We start from the raw sequence: 18461 nt of genomic DNA, 5'->3' as shown, positions 1-18461 counted from the left end.
GACTTGTTAAATGTACTTTAAATTTCAACAACTTGCTAACCCTTGGTAAGGTGTGACTTCAAAGTGATTAAAACTCTATAAATATCATCAGGTAAAGTAAATGACAGCGTTATGGTTAATGTTTAGCGGGGCCTTTCTAGCAGCAACTTTGTTACCAGGAGGCTCAGAAGTTTTACTTGTCGCTTTATTGAATGAAGCCCCACAAACGTGGTTTGCATTGCTTGTTGTGGCCAGTATTGGTAATTCGTTAGGGGCAATCACCAGTTATTATTTAGGCTATTTAGGCCGCTTTGCGAAGACGCCAGAGGACTTTGCCTCTAAAAAATACCAACATGGACTAAAATTAATCGAAAAATATGGCTATTGGGCGTTATTGTTATCTTGGCTGCCATTAATCGGCGATATTTTATGTTTAATCGCAGGATGGCTAAAGTTACCTATTGTCCCATCGACTATCATGATACTCATCGGTAAAACGATTCGTTACTCTTTAATTGTGGCAGCATTTATGTTGGCGTGGTAATAATGACCCTACGAGGTAGGGTATCCATCATATTGAATATTAATATATAACTTTCAATCACTTTAGTTTGTATTTTTGCAAGCCATAGCGCAATTTCCACTACTATTGGAAACTATCTGAATAAAGCAGGGTCGTAAGCCCATACTATTATGCTATTAATTTTTTAAAGGAAGTTTAAGTGAAGAAATGGATCTTAGCAGCGGCGATCTCTATTGCCATAAGTGGCTGCGCACATGACGTAAAAACGTCCTCCAGTTTGCCTCAAGGCGTGACTTTAGTCGAAACCGTTGGTGTATCTGACGCGGTGAGTATCCCTTATAAAAAATATTTGTTAGAGAATGGACTGACAGTTATTTTGCATCAGGACAATTCAGATCCTCTTGTTCATGTTGATGTTACTTACCATGTGGGGTCTGCTCGTGAAGTAGAAGGCCGCAGTGGTTTTGCTCATTTATTCGAACACATGATGTTCCAGGGCTCCCAGCATGTTGGAGATGAGCAACACTTTAAAGTCGTCACAGAAGCTGGCGGTACGCTTAACGGAACGACTAATACCGATAGAACAAATTACTTTGAAACCGTGCCAAGTAACCAGCTCGAAAAAATGTTGTGGCTAGAGTCAGACCGAATGGGCTTTTTGTTGCCAGCATTGACCAGTGAAAAATTTGAAGTTCAGCGTGAAACGGTGAAAAACGAACGTGCTCAACGTATCGACAACCAACCATATGGCCGTTTGAATGAACGCTTTAATCAAGCCATGTTTCCTGAGGGACACCCTTACTCATGGCCTGTGATTGGCTGGCCAGAAGATCTAGAACGTGCAACGGTTGATGATGTTCGTAACTTCTTTAAACGTTGGTATGGGCCTAACAATGCTACGTTAACTATTGGTGGAGATTTTGATGAAATGCAAACGCTTGCCATGGTTAATAAGTACTTTGGTGAGTTAGCCCGTGGCCCTGAAGTTAAAGCTGATCCTAAAACCCCTGTTACTCTCGATGAAACCCGATATATTTCGATGGAAGATAAGGTGCATCTACCTCTGATTTATATGGGTTTTCCGACAGTTTATGCCCGTCATGAAGATGAAGCTGCATTAGATTTATTGGCCAATATTTTAGGCGGCGGTAAAACATCGCTGTTATACAAAAATCTGGTTAAAGATGGCTTTGCTGTGCAGGCATCAGTCGGTCATCCTTGCCAAGAGTTATCGTGTCGTTTGACTCTATATGCGTTGGCAAATCCTGCATCAGGTACCGACCTTGCTAAATTAGAACAAAAAATTAATGACTCGATTGCCGAGTTTGAGCAGCGTGGTGTGACCGATGACGATCTACAAAAAGTAAAAGTGCAATTTGAAGCCGATACCATTTACGGCATGCAAAGTGTGAAAGGCAAAGTTTCTACACTGGCTTACAATCAAACCTTTTTTGATAACCCTAATATGGTCGCCAGTGATTTAGCTCGTTATGCCAGTGTTACCAAAGAAGATGTGATGCGGGTTTTTAAAACCTATATCAAAGATAAACCAATGGTCGTAATGAGTGTGGTTCCTGAAGGGGCTAAACAGCTTATCGCTAAAGAGGATAACTTCACTCCGGTAACGCAATCAGTGGCCGATGTAGCGGTAACAGGAACAGAGAATGTTCGTCAAATCACTTCAAGCTTTGATCGCACCGTGATGCCGAAGGCAGGCGCTGCGCCCGTGCTTAAAGTACCAAAGCTATGGAATGCATCACTAGCAAATGGCATCGAGGTCATGGGAACAGAAAACCATGAAACCCCAACGGTAGAGTTATTAATTTATCTTGATGGCGGTAATCGGTTACCTGAAATTGAAAAAGCAGGTGTCGCCTCTTTAACGGCTTCAATGTTAAATGAGTCGAGTCAAAAACGAACAACAGAAGAATTAGCAGGCGCACTTGAAATGCTAGGCAGTAGTATTTCATTTGGAGCAACCTCTACTCAGAGCTACATTCAAGTATCGAGTTTGACTGAAAATCTGACACCAACGTTGGCAATTTTACAAGAAAAGTTATTTTCGCCAGGTTTTGTTGAGGCTGATTTTGAGCGTCTAAAACAACAGGAAATACAAGGGTTACAACACCAAGAATCAGATCCAAACTATCTAGCTCGTAGAGCATTTTCAGGATTACTTTTTGGCGAAGATACTCACTTTAGCGTACAAGCCTCAGGCAGTGTAGCGACAGTTTCTGCGTTGACATTAGATGACGTAAAGCAGTTCTATCAAACCCAATATAAAGCAGGTAATGCGCAGGTGGTGTTAGTGTCTGATTTACCTCAACAACAGGTGATGTCTGAACTTTCGGTATTGGAGAAATGGCAAGGCAGTGCAAATAAAGCTGAAGCGTTACCAACATTCCCAACACTTGCTGGTGGCACTATTTACGTTATTGATAAACCCGGTGCGGCTCAGTCAGTGATTAAGATCGGTAAGCGAGCATTACCTTACGATGCGACAGGGGAGTATTTTAAATCTTTCTTAATGAATTACCCATTAGGTGGAGCATTTAATAGTCGTATAAACCTGAATCTACGTGAAGATAAAGGCTATACCTACGGGGCAAGAACTGGCTTTAATGGTAATGATGTTATCGGTCGTTTTGAAGCAACTGCCAGTGTTCGAACAGATGTAACGGCCGAGTCTGTGACTGAATTTGTGAATGAAATAAAACGTTTTCAAGCACAAGGCATGACGGATAAAGAGCTAGCTTTCATGCGCAGTTCTATTTCTCAAGGTAAAGCGCTTGAGTATGAAACCCCATATCAAAAAGCGGGCTTTATGCGCATGATACAGCGTTATCAATTGGCAGATGATTTTACTGAGCAACAGGCTGATATTGTGGCGACAATCAGTAAAGATGAACTTAACAAGTTAGCTAAAGCGCAGTTAGATTTATCGAGTATGATTATGGTCATTGTTGGCGATAAAACGGTGATTTCACCTAAACTTGAAGCTTTAGGCTATCCTATAAAAGAGATTAAATAGGTTTCGCTATTGTTTTTAAAAATATAGACCCTATATAGGTTTTATAGGGTCTGATATGATGAAAGACCACATAACGGTGACAATAATGATGTTACCGTTTTTTATTTTAAGACGATTGAACGTAAATTTATTCAATGAAGCAGATTTTATTATGCATTGTTGGAAATAATATCGTTTAATATCAGGTCTAGCAGATTGTAAGTCGCAATATGAACCGATGCGGCTGACTAATTCGAGTGATTAATTCGAGTTATTAATTCGGGTTACAATAAGAGAACAGCAAATTGAACTCATTCAATGAAATAATCGATTACCTTTCCAACGACCAAGGTCGTGAATCACTGCTCGGTATGTTAAGGGGCATTGAACGTGAAGCTTTAAGAATCGATGACTCTGGTCAATTAGCAAAAGACGGTCACCCAGAAAAGTTAGGTTCAGCCTTAACTCACTCTCGTATTACCACAGATTACAGTGAGTCTCTTTTAGAGTTCATTACTCCAGTTAATTCTAATATTGACACTTTATTAGATGGCTTGACTCAAACTCATGCCTACAGTGTTAAAAATATGAATGGCCAAACACTCTGGCCTGTCAGCATGCCTTGTTATGTTGGCGATGAAAAAAATATTCCGATCGCCCGTTACGGCAGTTCAAATAATGGCAAAATGAAAACCCTTTATCGTCAAGGGCTAACTCATAGATATGGACCTTTAATGCAGATTATTGCTGGGGTTCACTTTAATTTTTCAGTGTCAGAAAAACTGTGGGATGCTTTGTATGAGAAAAGTGATAAACAGCTTTCTAGACAAGATTTTATCTCAGAATCTTACTTTGGCATGATCCGCAACTATCGCCGTTTGGTATGGGTATTGCCATACTTCTTTGGCTCTTCACCCGCACTATGTAGTTCGTTTATTAAAGAACAGCCAGTTGATTTTGATTTTAAGAAAACAGGTAAAGGGACACTTTACTTACCTTACGCAACGTCATTGCGTATGAGTGATTTAGGTTACACCAATAAAGAGCAGGAACAGCTAGATATTAGTTATAACTCGCTACCTGAGTATCTAGCGGGTGTAGGCGAAGCAATTAGAATGCCTTCAGCAAGCTTTGCAAAAATCGGGGTTAAGGTTGGCAATGAATATCGCCAGTTGAATAGCAACGTTTTACAAATCGAAAATGAATTTTATTCGCCAATTCGGGCTAAACGCGTTGCTAAGTCAGGTGAAAAACCATCTGAAGCGCTTGCTAGAGCAGGTGTAGAATATATCGAAGTGCGTGCCCTTGATGTCAATCCATACAGCCCTATTGGTATTGATGCTACTCAGGTTAAGTTCCTTGATTTGTTCTTGCTTTATTGTTTATTACTTTCATCCGAGAAAACAGATGTTGAAGGAGAGGCTGAAATAGCCGCTAACTTAAAAGCTGTTGTACTTGAAGGTCGTAAACCTGACTTAACCTTAAGTAGAAAGGGCCAACACGTTAAGTTAACTGAATGGTTAAGTGATATTTTTGAGCCAATGTCACGACTTGCTGTTTTACTTGATGGTGAGGGAAATCAGTACCAACAAGCATTATCACAGTGGCAAGAAGCGATTAACGACCCAAGTAAAACACTATCTGGTCGTGTACTTGAAGATGTAGTGAATCAAGGTATTGATCATGGTGTGTGGGTTAAACAACTTGCAAAACAGTACCATGAGTACCTGTCTAATTATCCGTTATCAGCCAATACTTTGGCTGAATATGAAGCTGAAGCGCAAGAGTCTCTAAAAGTGCAGCAAGACATTGAAGCACAACCCGCAGTGAGCTTTGATGAGTTTTTAGCGGATTATTTTGCTGATTTAGCGCAGCCAGCAGTTGCCGTTAACCAATGAAGATAACGGCCTTATTATTGATGATGCTTGCACTGCTTCAAGGGTGTGCAAGTTCATCAGATGATGAGTTTATGTGTGGTTCGGTTGCGAGTTACATTACGCCACCGACTGCTGATAACCTATATCGGGTGGTTGTCACACATCTTGATGGCCAAGCTGTTATTTCGCGTCCTTATTATAAACTGACAGCAGGTAAGCACACGTTTACATTAGCTGAGCTAATAGAGTCGCCAGACTTGAAAGTTAAACTCGCAGCCAGACAAACCAAAAAGCTGGATATTGTGGTTGAACGTGAGCAGCGCTATCATTTAGCTGCTGAACTTAAAGTTGATAAAACATATACAGGGCTTAATAGCGACTATTGGCAGCCAGTGGTTTGGAAGCAAGCGCCTTATGAATGTGTATTTACCGATAAGATGGGGTAAATACTCAATGCTCCCCAAGCGATAATTACACCAAGGAATCACGCTTAGTCATTTTTCGTCCCATACCTATTTTTCATTCTCCTCGTGTTCAATTAATCGCTTTACATTTATCTCTTCAACGCAGTTATTTAAAAAGTCACTGAAAAATCATTTAACAAACTGATTTAAAGTTAGCCTCATAAACTAGCCTTCTTAAAATTAGCGACCTCAAAATATCGTTAATAGCCTATATGTATTGCGATGATATCAATCCGTGACAGTCCATAACCGTCTAAGCGACACTGTCTAATCGTCAGTTAAGTCATGGGATATTTTGTCGCTTTATCATAACGACATCGTCAGCTTTTTTATGATAAAGCGGTTTGCATCTCTGTCACTTTGATGTGAGAATCTAACCGTCTTTGGATTTTCATATTCAGTTGTTTTCATTTGCTATAAGGGCTTTTATGAAGTGGTTTTTTCGTGCTTTAGGCACCATTTTATTATTACAACTTACCGGTTGTGCCACACCTCCACCAAAAGAGCCTGACAACCTGTGTTCTATTTTCCAAGAAAATCGCTCTTGGTATAAAGCTGCTGTCAATACTCGTGATAAATGGGGCGTACCAGTGCATGTTCCACTCGCTATGATGTACCAAGAAAGCTCGTTTAAGCACAATGCTGCGCCGCCGATGGAATACTTTCTTGGTTTTATCCCAATTGGACGTGCCAGTGATGCTTATGGTTATGCTCAAGCAAAAACGATGACGTGGGATGATTACGTGCGTGAAACAGGTAATTCGTGGTCGAGTCGAAGTAACTTTGATGATGCGATGGATTTTATGGGGTGGTTTATTTATAAAACTAATAAAATCAATGGTATTTCTAAGTGGGACGCAAAAAATCAATATTTGAATTATCACGAAGGATGGGGCGGTTACAAACGGGGAACTTATAAAGCCAAAGCGTGGCTAGGCCCTGTCGCCAATCGCGTCGATGCACGTTCAAAAACCTATGCTCAACAGTATCACACTTGTAAAGAAGACTTAGATTCTTCTTGGTTATGGCGTTTATTCTTTGGGTAATCCATCGCCTTGAACCATAAGCCTCGCCAATGCGAGGCTTTTTTATTTCATTTGTATAAAAATACTGACAATAATAAATCTAAACTTTCAGCGACAATGTCCGATAACAATTGTAGATATTGTGTTAATTCTTTAATGTTGCACAGGATTTAACATCTTACGATTTATCAATAATAAAAATTGTAACCACTTAGGTTTAAAATAATTTATTCGTTTTCGGAACCCTATATGCAAACTCATAATGATAATAATAAATTGCAGACGAGGTTATTATTACCCGTCATGTCGTTTGTCTTGCTCGCCATTGTTGTTTCACTGTTTCTTCCTGATCAAATCTCCACATTCCAATTGGTCATATTGCTTGTTTGCTTAGGCACTGCGCAGTTGTTTGCCTTGTTATATGTTTACCAGCAGCAAGTACAAAAACGCTTAAATGTATTGAGCCATTATTTAGCGTTAGTGGTCAGTACCCATACTGCGCCCGATAAGCCATTAAAGGATAATGGAGATGACCAAATTGCTAATATCAGTAATGGATTAAGCGATTTCATTGAAGATTTGAAAGCTGTTATTGATGAGATTCGAGCCGATGCTAATGATGTTCGCTCAGGATCATATGAACTTGCTTCTCAAATGGGAGCTGCTGAGTCATCAATGAGTCAAAGCACACAAGAGAATGAACAAATAAGTGCTTCTTTAACTGAGATTGTTCACACTGCGGACGAATTATTTACTAATGCTGAAGAGCTTAAGTCGACATCAGTTCAAGTTAAAGAGCTATTAGCATCAGGAACAAGTGATGCACAAAATAACCAAAGCTCAATGACGACCTTTGCTAATGGCATTGAGAGCATGGTGTCTGATTTAGATTTGCTGAACAGTGATAGCCAGAAGATTGGAAACGTTTTAGAAGTCATTAAAAGTATTGCCGAGCAAACTAACTTGTTAGCCTTAAATGCTGCAATTGAGGCTGCTAGAGCGGGTGAGCAAGGGCGTGGCTTTGCTGTTGTAGCAGATGAAGTGCGAGCCTTAGCGCACCGAACACAAGAATCGACAGTTGAAATTCAATCTATTGTGCTAGAGCTTCAAGCTAAAGCTGGAAATGCGGTCAGTGCCATCGGAGAAAGTCAGCGTGTCACCCAAGAAAGCCTACAACAATGTCAGCGTGTGACCCAAGCCTTTAGCGATATAGGACACGTCTTTGAACAATTAGACAGTGTTGCTGGCAATATGACTTACAGTATTCAAGGTCAGCAAACTTCAACGGGAAGCATTAATAATCGTGCGATTGAAATTTCACGTTTAAGCCATGAGGTGCAATTAAATCTCGAAGCGATTTCATTAAGAGCACAACAACAAAAGGCAAGCTCTGAAAACCTTGAACAAGTACTAACCCGAGTGTGTATTTAACATGCTTAAAGGTAGCAAATAAAAAAGGAGCCTTAGGCTCCTTTTTTGCTTTATAGCGAACATGACTCACTACAATTTAACGCTCGAATTCAGCCAATATCCAAGCAAGAGGGGCTTGGTACTGCTCAGGCATCCATTGCTGTAATAGTGCAATACTGTCGTCAACCATCGCTTTATTGTGTGCTGATAAATTGAGGTGACCCACTTTACGGCCCACTCTGACTTCTTTGTTGTACCAGAATAGCTCTGCATTCGGTAAGCTTAGCCAGCGGTCGTCTTTATCCACACCAATTAAGTTAACCATCACACATTGATAGTTAACTTGTGGGGTGTGGATCGGTAAATCACACAATGCACGCAGGTGTAATTCAAACTGATTGATGTGGCAGCCTGACTGTGTCCAGTGCCCTGAGTTGTGCACTCGTGGTGCTAACTCATTCACCAGTAGTTCATCACCGACACGGAAGCATTCCATCGCCATAACTCCCACGTAATCGAGGGCATCCATGACGCTGGTTAACATTGCTTCAGCTTGTGGTTGAAGGTGGTCTAATCGGCTTAATGGCGATATAGAAGCCATTAAAATACCATCTTGATGTAAGTTAAGGGTTAATGGGTAAAAAACACATTCACCACTTTGGGTTCTTACACCAATAATTGATACTTCTTCATCAAAATTGATTGCTTGTTCTGCAATGGCTTCATTGCGCCAATCAGCGGGTATTTCTGTTCCTTCAGCTTGCTTTAACCAATGCTGACCTTTGCCGTCATAACCGCCAGTGCGGCGTTTAAGTAATACTCGATCACCATATTGCTGATGCAAGTTTGAGGTATCAGTATTGTCATCAACTAATTCCCAAGGCGATGTCGGAACCGATAGTTCATCCAATAAGCTTTTTTGGGTAAAGCGGTCAGCCAAACGCCCAAAAACGGGGCCATTAATAAAATGCTGATGTTCGCTTAATTGCAGGCTTAGGGATGACTCTGGCCATTGCTCACGCTCTGCAGTGATAATATCAGTATCTTTCAGCGGTAAACGCTCATTAGATGGCGTCATGATGTCCACAGGTTGGACATTGATTGCTAAAGGTTGACCAGCATGGGAAAGCATGGCGCCGAGTTGGCCATCGCCAAGTACCCAGACATTATGTTGTTTAGGGTTTTGCTGAGCCATTATTAAGCTTCCCTCGGATCTGGGTTTTCAAGAATGGTGTTAGTTTGATCATCTCTAAATGCATCAAGACGAGCAGCGAGTTCAGCGTCCGTTACAGCAAGGATTTGACTTGCAAGTAAGCCAGCATTAAATGCACCCGCTGTGCCGATTGCCAAGGTACCCACTGCAATACCTTTAGGCATTTGAACGATTGACAGTAAGCTATCCATTCCTGAAAGCGCCTTACTTTGTACTGGCACGCCAAGAACGGGTAAACGGGTTTTTGAAGCGATCATACCAGGTAAGTGAGCAGCACCACCGGCGCCACCAATAATCACTTTATAACCTTTATCGGCAGCAGTGCTTGCAAAGTCCATTAGTTTGTCAGGAGTACGGTGCGCTGAGACAACTTCAACATGATATGGCACCTGAAGCTTATCCATTATTTCTGCGGCGGCTTCCATGGTGGGCCAATCACTCTTAGATCCCATTACTACGGCAACAAGGGCTTGCATGATAACTCCTTAACACACTTATATTATTAGGTTATTTCTTACTTTTCCCTGCGTAGGGTACAGGGCTTATCACCATGAAAATCATGACGATAAAAAAGGGGCTAGATAATAGCATGCTGGCTTTATTTTCGCTGCATTTCAGTGTTTTCTGCGGCTGAAACTCAGTTTCTGATTGCGAATGCTAACAGGGTACTCTACTGTTAATGACATAGGCTTTGAACTCGAGGGTACTTTATGGCATTCGAAAGGTTAAAGACTAAGGGACTAGTTTTTTGCACTGTATTTTTTTTTACTACATTCAATCAGCAGCTTATAGCTGCAACTCATGCCGTTATGTTAACGGAAGTTGATGAAACGATAGTGTCTATTTCTGGTAATGAAGAGATGGAAGCAATTGCATTATTAACAGAGTTTAGTGATGAGCAGCTTTCATTTGACCAAGAGCAAGTCAGCATGACTCGTGGTTGGTTAGAATTATCTAAACAGCAAAATAGTTGCATGTTTAATAAAATAAAAACCGCAGAACGTGAAAGTGTCGCTCATTTTTCCAAATATCCTATCAGTGTTTACCCTCCACTTAGATTAATCGTAATGAGTCATCATCGGGAACTCTTTCCCAAAGAGTTTGATTTAGCGAATTTTCCTGCAGATACACATGGTCAACTTGGGGTCGTCAAAGATAGAGCTTATGGCGACTTTATTGATGAGAAAATAAAAAGAAACCCACATCAATACTATATTCGTGGCGGGATGGGCTCTTCAAACAGTTTAATTAAAATGCTTAAAGCAGAGCGAGTAAAGGGGATTATCGAGTACAGTGAAGTGGTCGATGCCTTTTTACGAGACAATAACCAGAGTTTAGATTATCAATCTATTCCTATTCGCCATGTGACTCAGCCTATTTATGGCTACATCGCTTGTTCACAAGGCGAAAAAGGTAAAAAAGTCATTGCTGAAATTGACCGAATTATGGGTCTACAAAGTTTTCAAGAAGCTTTTATTCAAATGCATGCTGACTTTTTTGGTGAGGCTGAACAAGCCATTTTAATTCCTGAATTAGAACGTGTTTTTAGTCAGTAATAACCGTTATTATTTTTTTGAGTTGTGGCAATACTGATATTATTTAAAAAATTTAACCCTTTTTGATTTGTTATCCGTTATTACTTATAGGTGAAAACGGTTAAGGGGCTAAAAATGGGAACATCATCGAAGTTATCACGTCAAAAATTGGAGGGCTATTACTTCAATAAAGGGCGTTTATGGCCGTCTATTTTAGTTGGTCTGACATTACTATTGGTGTTGTTAATTAATCTTACTCTACATGTGCGAGCTGAGGTCACGAACAGACCTAATGTCGTTCAAGCAGAGCCAATTGATCCGATCATTCTTCCTAAAAAACCGACAATGCCGCCCGTTAAACCTGGGGTTTATCAAGGGCAGCTGAGCATTGATGGTCATGGTGGCAATATGGTGACAGGGGAAACGCCGCTGTCGCAATACCGACTTTCCTTTAATGATACTGATTACGATGCGCTACAATCCTTGATAGCTCAAGGCCAGTTACCTTTACGAAACTCAGTTAGTAGCCATCAATTAGTTAACCATTTCGATTATCGATTCGACAACACATTAGCTAACAGCGGCGAGTTGTCAAAAAACTATAAAGTGACCACAGAACTTGCGCCATCGCCATTCAATCAAAGCACGTTTCTACTACTTGTGAATGTTGAATTGACCGCGAATGCCAGCGAAAAAGCCGAATTGGGTTTTAATTGGCTACAGACTTTGGTGAGGTTTAACCCTAGATTAGTGTCTGAGTATCGTTTAATTGGCTATGAAACCAATACCAGAGTTAATAGTAGAAAGGGGCCTGCACAACATGTTCAACCTCATATCAAACTGAGTGATGCTAAACAGTTTGTTGCGTTATATGAGCTTAGATATAACGAGCAAACCATGACAGTAGGTGTTAATAATATTGAGGGTGATACTGCTGGTAATCGTGGTGTTCACCAAGGTTTTAGCGCAACAACGATGGCCGAATTAGTCATTTTGGATTCCAGAGCCAAAGCTAAACAGCAGTTAATACCTGAATACGCGATTGATATATCGCAGCAACATAAGTTCTTTGAACAAGCTAGCCCTGAGTTTCGATTTGCGGCTGCGGTGGCTGGACTGGGTCAGCTTATTAATCACAATCATTATGTGCATCAGTTTAATTATGACGAATTAGTGCATATTGCTAACCAGTCGGTGAATGAACTAAATCAAATTGTGGGCGATAACGCATCAACCGATAAAATTGAGTTTTTAGCGCTTGTTAAGTCGGTTTATGAGCTAACTAAGTCGCAACAAGGTAAACAATATCGTCCTCGCAATCAGGTCACGCCTTATCCAATGCCGAAGCCCATTTTACTACCAAAACAGGGTGAGTTATTAGAGGGTAAGCAAACAAAGAATCAAAATCATTAATTTCAAGTTAACTGAAGATTGAATGAGGTTTTTTATGACTCAATGCAGTGAATAAGTGGACATTACCTACGTCGCTGGGCAAACTGGTTTAATGCGAAAATAGCCTATAACCAAGGTAGTCAGTGGTGACAGATAACGAAATAAATCAGCAAGCTAATAGAGCTGTTGATAGATCCGATGAACAATTAATGTTGGACTATCAGCAAGGTGATGCTCACGCTTTTGAAGCGCTTTACAGTAAACATAAAGGGCCGCTTTATCGCTACTTTGTACGCCAAATAAGCGATAACACCTTAGCAGAAGATTTATATCAAGATACTTGGGGCAAAGTGATTAATGCCGCTGATAATTACCAAGTTACTGCTAAATTTACTACTTGGTTATACCGTATTGCACATAATTTATTAATCGATCATGTCCGTGCTGTAAAACCATTAGATAAGCTTGATGAATTAGGTGAGCAGGGCATGGATGAGTTTGATGCCAGCATTGGAAATCAACAATTCAATGGGCGACCAGATGAAGTTTTAGAGCAACAGCATCAAGCGCAATTACTTAAAGCCTGCGTAGCTAAATTACCAGCGGTGCAAAAAGAAGCATTTCTGTTGAACATCGAGTTAGGCTTAACAGCTAACGCCATCAGTGATATTGCTAATGTTACTGTTGAAGCCACTAAAAGCCGTATTCGCTATGCGTATCAAAGTATCAAACAATGTGTCGCCAATAAGTGGGAGGGAATGACTCATGAGTAAGCATGATAATAATGACTCTGAACCTATGACTGACGAAGCTTTTGCGGCGTTGCAGCAAGACATTTCTGCTTTGTATAAGCTACAAAATTTAGAGCGGCCTTCTGCGGCGATTGATGCTGCAATTTTGGCTCAGTCAAAAATGCGTTCGACACAGAAAACGCAGCAGAATTCCAACTCCAATGTGATTAAGGTGAGTTTTTGGCATAAGCATAAATTGCCATTATCAAGTGCTGCATCAGTGATGATCATAGCATCGGTTATGTTACTCAATCCTGAGTTTAATCAACATGCTGTGACAGATATTGAAGAGGCGATTCCAATGGCGACAGAGGTTAATCAAACTTCACCTTCGCCAGCTATGATGCGTGCAGAGCCCAATACTTTTGCTGATGAACCTGCAAGTTCAAGTCAACGTATTGAGCAGGGAAGTGGGCAAAGTATTGAGCAGAATGTTGAAACGATGGCTGAAGCACAGCAAGAGACCCAAGCCATACAAGCATTAACTCAACAACAAGCAGCACCGAAAGTAAGTACGGAACACGCTTCAGGTATCGCTCGAAGTCAAATGAAACTGTCTGAAGCACAAGGTTTTAGCAAGATAGATAAAATGCAGTCACAACCTTTAATGCAACATGACTCAGTCGAGCAAGCTTTGGAAACATTAACACAATTAGTTAAAGATAAAGATTGGCAACAAGCTGAACGATATCTACAAACGATTGAACAGCGGTTTCCGAGGATTGTGGAATTAGAACATCCACAACATGAAGTGTATCAGCAATTTAAAAGGCAGTTGACTACTCAATAGTGCCGCCGTGAGCGCAAAGCCATAATATTAAAAAGGTAATAATATTTAATTGATATTATTACCTTTTTTTATCTTAACTTAATCATGTTAATCCTTATTCTCTGATGAGTATTTTTACTAACGTATTCGGTTACAAATTCATCGAGGATAAATCATTAATTAACGTATTTTGATACTGATAAGTTGCATTTTTTTTGCTAATTTGAGTGCTTGAAAATAATAATATTTACAAGGACTTTTCTGATCATGAAACTTCGTCAATCCGTTACCGCTTGCATGCTGGCCCTTGGGCTTTCAGGAATCGCTTTTCAAGCGGTCAGTAGTGAAAACCAAGGGTACTATCGTGCGCCAGCATTGCACGACCAAACCATTGTGTTTACCGCTGAAGGCGACTTATGGACCAGTCAGTTAAACCAAACTACAGCGACAAGATTGACGACTCAAGCAGCAGAAGAGTTAGATGCGACTATTTCAAAAGATGGTCAGTGGTTGGCTTTTACTGCTAATTATGACGGTGCAACTGAAGTGTATGTTATGCCAATGGCCGGCGGTGTTGCAAAACGAGTGAGCTTTGAGAATAGCCGGGTTCGCCTGCAAGGTTGGACTGCTTCAGGTGAGATTCTATACGCCACTGACAATGTCAATGGTCCAGCAAATTACTGGGTGCTAAAAACAGTTAATCCGTCGTCATTAATCGTAACCGATCTTCCCCTAGCTGATGCCATTGAAGGTGCGATTGATGCGCAAGGTAAATACGTTTATTTCACTCAATTTGGTCTACAAGCCAGTGGAGATAACGCCAAGGTTTATCGAGGTGGCGCATTAGGCGAAATCTGGCGCTATGAGCTGGGTAGCAAAAAAGAAGCGCAAAAGCTTACCGCCTTCCATCAGGGTTCTGTAAGACAACCTATGGTGTGGCAAAATCGCGTGTACTTTGTCAGTGATCAATCTGGCAATGATAACATTTGGTCTATGTCAGTTGATGGCAAGGACATGACTCAGCATACTCAATTTTCAGAGTGGCAAGTGCGTGACGCTCAATTAAATCAGGGACGTATAGTGTTTCAACATGGCGCAGACATTAACGTATTTGATATTAGTAATAATAGTTCGTCCATCGTCAATGTTAGTTTGACTTCAGATTTTCCTCATCGTCGTGAGCAATGGATTGCAGATCCAATGCAATATGCCACGTCAGTTGCTTTTGCTGCAAAGGGGAATAAAGCGGTTATTACAGCTCGTAGTCATGTCGCCGTTGCCAGCCATGACGGCAGTAGACTGATTCAAGTTAAAACCCCTGCTGATGCTAGAGTTCGTAATGGTGCTCTTAGTGTCGACGGAAAATGGGTTTACGGCATCAGTGATGCTTCAGGTCAACAAGAGATTTGGCAATTCCCAGCGGATGGTAGCGAAGGTGCGAAACAATTAACCAAAGATGGCTCATCGTTACGAACCAGCTTACACCTTTCACCAGACGGTCGTTATATTGCTCACGATGATTATGACGGCAACGTGTGGCTATTGGACTTGAAAAAAGGCAAGAATAAAAAAATTATCGTTAATGGGGAAGGGTTAGGCGAATATGCGGACATTGTTTGGTCTGCGAACAGTCAGCTTATCGCCGTGACTAAGTCTGAAATTGGTAAGCAGCGTCCACAGGTGGTGTTGTACTCCTTATCAGATGAAAGAGCACAAGCATTAACTAGCGATAAATATGAGTCATTTTCACCTAGTTTTAGCCCTGATGGGCAGTGGTTATATTTCTTATCTAATCGCCACTTTGATGCAACACCAGGTTCACCTTGGGGTGATAGAAACATGGGGCCGATTTTTGATAAACGCACCCAAGTGTTTGCGATTGCACTCAATGAGAAGGCGTTATTTCCATTCGAAAAACCGACTGAACTCAATGCAAGTACCATTGCAGATAAAGAAGAAGCGACCAATACCGCAACTAAAAAAATCAGAGTTGACTGGAAAGGGATTACTCAGCGTCTTTGGCAAGTACCCGTTGCATCAGGGAATTATGCTAATTTAACTGTGCTAAAAGATAAGTTGTATTTATTGGACACTCATGCCAATAAGACCAGTTTAAAGCTCATTAAATTTGATCATCTCTCTGCTGAAATTAGCGAGTTTGGGGCTGATATCGGTGGTTATGCTGTGTCTGCTGACGGCGAGAAATTACTCATTACTAAGCAGTCTAACCCTGCTGAAATGCATATTGTTACCGCAGGCGATAAGCTACCTGCTGAACTTAAAAACACTCAAGTTGATACCGCTCAATGGCAGCTGGCTATCTCACCTATGCAAGAGTGGCAGCAAATTTTTGAAGATGCTTGGTTGATGCATCGAGACTCTTTTTACGATAAAGGCATGCGAGGTAAAGATTGGGCTGCCATTAAACAAAAATACCAACCTTTATTAAAAAGATTGACCGATCGTAACGAGCTTAATGACATATTTAAGCAAATGATGGGGGAACTCGATTCATTGCATTCCCAAGTTCGTGGTGGTGATGTCACTAAAAATGAGACTGCAACTGCGGCTAGTTTAGGGGCGCGATTATCACAAACGGATAAAGGTGTGATTATCGGTCATATTTATCAGAATGATCCTGAGTTGCCTTCTCAAGCTTCACCCCTTGGGCGAATTAATGTGGATGCTAAACCAGGGGATATCATAGTCGCCATTAATGGCAAAGCCATTGACTCGGTTGCGGATGTAACGCATAGCTTGCGAAACCAAGCTGAAAAACAGGTACTGCTTGATTTAAAGCGTGGCAAAGATAGCCATAAAACCATTGTTGTGCCTCATAGCAATGGCGCAGATGCTAAATTACGTTACTTAGATTGGGTTAACAACAATGCGCAAAAAGTTGCTAAGGCCAGTGATGGCAAAATGGGGTATTTGCACCTGTATGCTATGGGGTCGGGTGATATCGAAAGTTTCGCACGCGAGTTTTACACCAATTACGATAAGGATGGCTTAATTATCGACGTTCGTCGAAACCGAGGCGGAAACATTGATAGCTGGATAATTGAAAAACTGCTTCGCCGTGCTTGGGCATTTTGGCAGCCGACCCATGGTTCAGCAAATACCAATATGCAACAAACCTTTAGAGGCCATTTAGTGGTGCTTGCAGATCAAATGACGTACTCAGATGGTGAAACTTTTTCTGCAGGGATTAAAGCATTAGGTTTAGCCCCTATTATTGGCAAGCAAACTGCTGGTGCTGGAGTGTGGTTATCAGGGCGTAATCGAGTGACTGATAATGGAATGGCACGCGTCGCTGAGTATCCTCAATATGCAATGGATGGTCGTTGGATTGTTGAAGGCTACGGTGTTACACCTGATATTGAAGTTGATAACTTGCCTTATGCAACGTTTACCGGTGCTGATGCGCAGCTTGAAAAGGCCATTAGTTACCTTAAAGAGGAACTAAAACAAACGCCGATCCTACCTTTACGTGCTAAACCTATTCCACAACAAGGCACTGCAGAGGATATTTTACCTAAACCATAGACTGGTTTTAAAAGTGACCAAGCAGAACAGGAAACGGTTGCTTGGTGATTTAAGTTATTGTTTTTAGGTGCATAAATTGAAATGCGTCTGACGAGGGCTCTACTAATAAGTCATCTAAACACTAAAAAAGCCAATCACAATGATTGGCTTTTTTTACGTCTTACTTGGTTGCTGAGTAAGGGTTATATCTGTCTTTACTCAGTAATGAATATTAATCGATATTTATTGATACTTCAGAGTTAATACTGTTCGCAATAAAGCAGTTAGCATGGGCTTTATCGTGTATTTTTTGCAGTACTTCATTACTGACTTCAATGCCTTCGGCAAACGTTACTTGCGGGTTTAAGAGCATTTTAGTGACAGACAATTTTCCTGAATCGTTTTTACCAAGTTCAGCACGGGCATTATCTTGATAAGATACGACAGTTAATCGCTTTAAGTGCGCAATGGCTAGAAATGTCAGCATATGACACGAAGATAAGGCGGCCAAAAGGCTTTCTTCTGGGTTAATTTTTTCGTCATTACCTTTGTACTCAGGTGCTGAAGAAGCTTGTATCACTTGCCCTGAACCAAACTCAATTTGGTGATCTCGGTTAAATTCAGGTGCGGTATGTTCAAAATGATCCGCTTGCCAGTTTACCGTTAGCTTAAAACCCATTAATGCTTCCTTTATTAGCCAATTCAAATGCTTAAAGTCGATTGTTTGCTAAATAAATTAGCGTTCTTACCTTAAATACATTTTTACCGAGCCTGCATTTTACCTGAGTACCTGATGAAATCTACTAAAGCTTAGAAAATTCAATTCTATTGTATTCGTAAAAATACCTTTGCATTTCACTTTGTTTGTTTTTTGCGCATTAATTCATTCGCTTATGTAAGCGATTTTTAACTTGATTGTTAATGGTTTGTTATGAATACGTATGCAAA

The 18461-nt window shown here is 40.8% G+C and carries 14 protein-coding genes and 1 pseudogene; 12 read left to right on the top strand and 3 right to left on the bottom strand.

Translation table 11 applies throughout. The features are described 5' to 3' along the window. Positions 1 to 100 precede the first annotated feature (100 nt). From A9267_RS06235 to A9267_RS06210, 6 genes are all read left to right on the top strand, one after another. Positions 101 to 523, top strand: coding sequence for a YqaA family protein (locus A9267_RS06235; RefSeq protein ID WP_065108614.1), 423 nt, complete (start codon positions 101 to 103; stop codon positions 521 to 523). Between the two features lie 178 nt (positions 524 to 701). Continuing rightward, on the top strand, positions 702 to 3533 hold the full coding sequence (locus A9267_RS06230) for a M16 family metallopeptidase (protein WP_065108613.1): 2832 nt from the start codon (positions 702 to 704) through the stop codon (positions 3531 to 3533). 284 nt (positions 3534 to 3817) lie between these two features. After that, on the top strand, positions 3818 to 5410 hold the full coding sequence (gshA, locus tag A9267_RS06225; protein ID WP_082972229.1) for a glutamate--cysteine ligase: 1593 nt from the start codon (positions 3818 to 3820) through the stop codon (positions 5408 to 5410). Then, complete coding sequence (locus A9267_RS06220; RefSeq protein WP_065108612.1) at positions 5407 to 5835, top strand: hypothetical protein; 429 nt, start codon at positions 5407 to 5409, stop codon at positions 5833 to 5835. Before gshA ends, A9267_RS06220 begins: the two co-directional genes overlap by 4 nt. A 446-nt stretch (positions 5836 to 6281) precedes the next feature. Then, positions 6282 to 6899, top strand: a complete 618-nt coding sequence (locus tag A9267_RS06215) for a transglycosylase SLT domain-containing protein (protein WP_055025712.1) — start codon at positions 6282 to 6284, stop codon at positions 6897 to 6899. Positions 6900 to 7127: 228 nt separating this feature from the next. Beyond that, a complete protein-coding gene (locus A9267_RS06210) occupies positions 7128 to 8309 on the top strand; it encodes a methyl-accepting chemotaxis protein (RefSeq protein ID WP_065108611.1) in 1182 nt (393 codons plus the stop codon). 76 nt (positions 8310 to 8385) lie between these two features. Here A9267_RS06210 and purK read toward each other — a convergent pair whose 3' ends face one another. Together purK and purE are read right to left on the bottom strand one after the other, a co-directional pair. Then, the gene (gene purK / locus A9267_RS06205) at positions 8386 to 9483 is read right to left on the bottom strand and encodes a 5-(carboxyamino)imidazole ribonucleotide synthase (RefSeq protein ID WP_055025710.1); all 1098 of its coding nucleotides are present in this window, start codon (positions 9481 to 9483) and stop codon (positions 8386 to 8388) included. A gap of 2 nt (positions 9484 to 9485) precedes the next feature. Beyond that, positions 9486 to 9977: a 5-(carboxyamino)imidazole ribonucleotide mutase gene (gene purE / locus A9267_RS06200; RefSeq protein WP_055025709.1), complete on the bottom strand. Its 492-nt coding sequence runs from the start codon at positions 9975 to 9977 to the stop codon at positions 9486 to 9488. Positions 9978 to 10211: 234 nt separating this feature from the next. On the opposite strand from purE, the gene A9267_RS06195 reads away from it, so the two are divergent. The 6 genes and pseudogenes from A9267_RS06195 (at position 10212) to A9267_RS06175 (ending at position 17534) form a co-directional block, all read left to right on the top strand. Next, positions 10212 to 11057, top strand: coding sequence for a hypothetical protein (locus tag A9267_RS06195; RefSeq protein ID WP_065108610.1), 846 nt, complete (start codon positions 10212 to 10214; stop codon positions 11055 to 11057). A gap of 114 nt (positions 11058 to 11171) precedes the next feature. Then, positions 11172 to 11681: pseudogene (locus tag A9267_RS22265) on the top strand (VWA domain-containing protein); the annotation flags it as partial. Between the two features lie 15 nt (positions 11682 to 11696). Beyond that, the gene (locus tag A9267_RS22260) at positions 11697 to 12449 is read left to right on the top strand and encodes a YfbK domain-containing protein (protein ID WP_443018787.1); all 753 of its coding nucleotides are present in this window, start codon (positions 11697 to 11699) and stop codon (positions 12447 to 12449) included. 188 nt (positions 12450 to 12637) lie between these two features. Next, positions 12638 to 13201 (top strand): sigma-70 family RNA polymerase sigma factor, encoded by a 564-nt coding sequence (locus A9267_RS06185; protein ID WP_065108770.1) that lies wholly within the window; start codon positions 12638 to 12640, stop codon positions 13199 to 13201. Then, on the top strand, positions 13194 to 14009 hold the full coding sequence (locus tag A9267_RS06180) for a hypothetical protein (RefSeq protein WP_065108608.1): 816 nt from the start codon (positions 13194 to 13196) through the stop codon (positions 14007 to 14009). Before A9267_RS06185 ends, A9267_RS06180 begins: the two co-directional genes overlap by 8 nt. Positions 14010 to 14255: 246 nt before the next feature. Then, positions 14256 to 17534 carry a S41 family peptidase gene (locus A9267_RS06175; RefSeq protein WP_065108607.1) on the top strand — a complete coding sequence of 1093 codons (3279 nt, stop codon included), beginning with the start codon at positions 14256 to 14258 and terminating at the stop codon, positions 17532 to 17534. A gap of 211 nt (positions 17535 to 17745) precedes the next feature. On the opposite strand, the gene A9267_RS06170 is transcribed toward A9267_RS06175, so the two are convergent. Continuing rightward, positions 17746 to 18192: an OsmC family protein gene (locus A9267_RS06170; RefSeq protein WP_055025704.1), complete on the bottom strand. Its 447-nt coding sequence runs from the start codon at positions 18190 to 18192 to the stop codon at positions 17746 to 17748. Positions 18193 to 18461 lie beyond the last annotated feature (269 nt).

This window comes from Shewanella sp. UCD-FRSSP16_17 (assembly GCF_001675935.1).
GTDB classification, from domain to species: domain Bacteria; phylum Pseudomonadota; class Gammaproteobacteria; order Enterobacterales; family Shewanellaceae; genus Shewanella; species Shewanella japonica.
The sequence above is the reverse complement of the archived record's forward strand: the minus strand, read 5'-3'. Positions and strand labels throughout refer to the sequence as shown.

Excerpts from the sequence above, each read along its gene's own strand:
- A9267_RS06195 (WP_065108610.1), top strand. The coding sequence starts at position 10,212 with ATGGCATTCGAAAGGTTAAAGACTAAGGGACTAGTTTTTTGCACTGTA.
- A9267_RS06170 (WP_055025704.1), bottom strand. The coding sequence starts at position 18,192 with ATGGGTTTTAAGCTAACGGTAAACTGGCAAGCGGATCATTTTGAACAT.
- A9267_RS06210 (WP_065108611.1), top strand. The coding sequence starts at position 7,128 with ATGCAAACTCATAATGATAATAATAAATTGCAGACGAGGTTATTATTA.
- A9267_RS06215 (WP_055025712.1), top strand. The coding sequence starts at position 6,282 with ATGAAGTGGTTTTTTCGTGCTTTAGGCACCATTTTATTATTACAACTT.
- purE (WP_055025709.1), bottom strand. The coding sequence starts at position 9,977 with ATGCAAGCCCTTGTTGCCGTAGTAATGGGATCTAAGAGTGATTGGCCC.
- purK (WP_055025710.1), bottom strand. The coding sequence starts at position 9,483 with ATGGCTCAGCAAAACCCTAAACAACATAATGTCTGGGTACTTGGCGAT.
- A9267_RS06185 (WP_065108770.1), top strand. The coding sequence starts at position 12,638 with ATGTTGGACTATCAGCAAGGTGATGCTCACGCTTTTGAAGCGCTTTAC.
- A9267_RS06220 (WP_065108612.1), top strand. The coding sequence starts at position 5,407 with ATGAAGATAACGGCCTTATTATTGATGATGCTTGCACTGCTTCAAGGG.
- A9267_RS06235 (WP_065108614.1), top strand. The coding sequence starts at position 101 with ATGACAGCGTTATGGTTAATGTTTAGCGGGGCCTTTCTAGCAGCAACT.
- A9267_RS06180 (WP_065108608.1), top strand. The coding sequence starts at position 13,194 with ATGAGTAAGCATGATAATAATGACTCTGAACCTATGACTGACGAAGCT.
- A9267_RS06175 (WP_065108607.1), top strand. The coding sequence starts at position 14,256 with ATGAAACTTCGTCAATCCGTTACCGCTTGCATGCTGGCCCTTGGGCTT.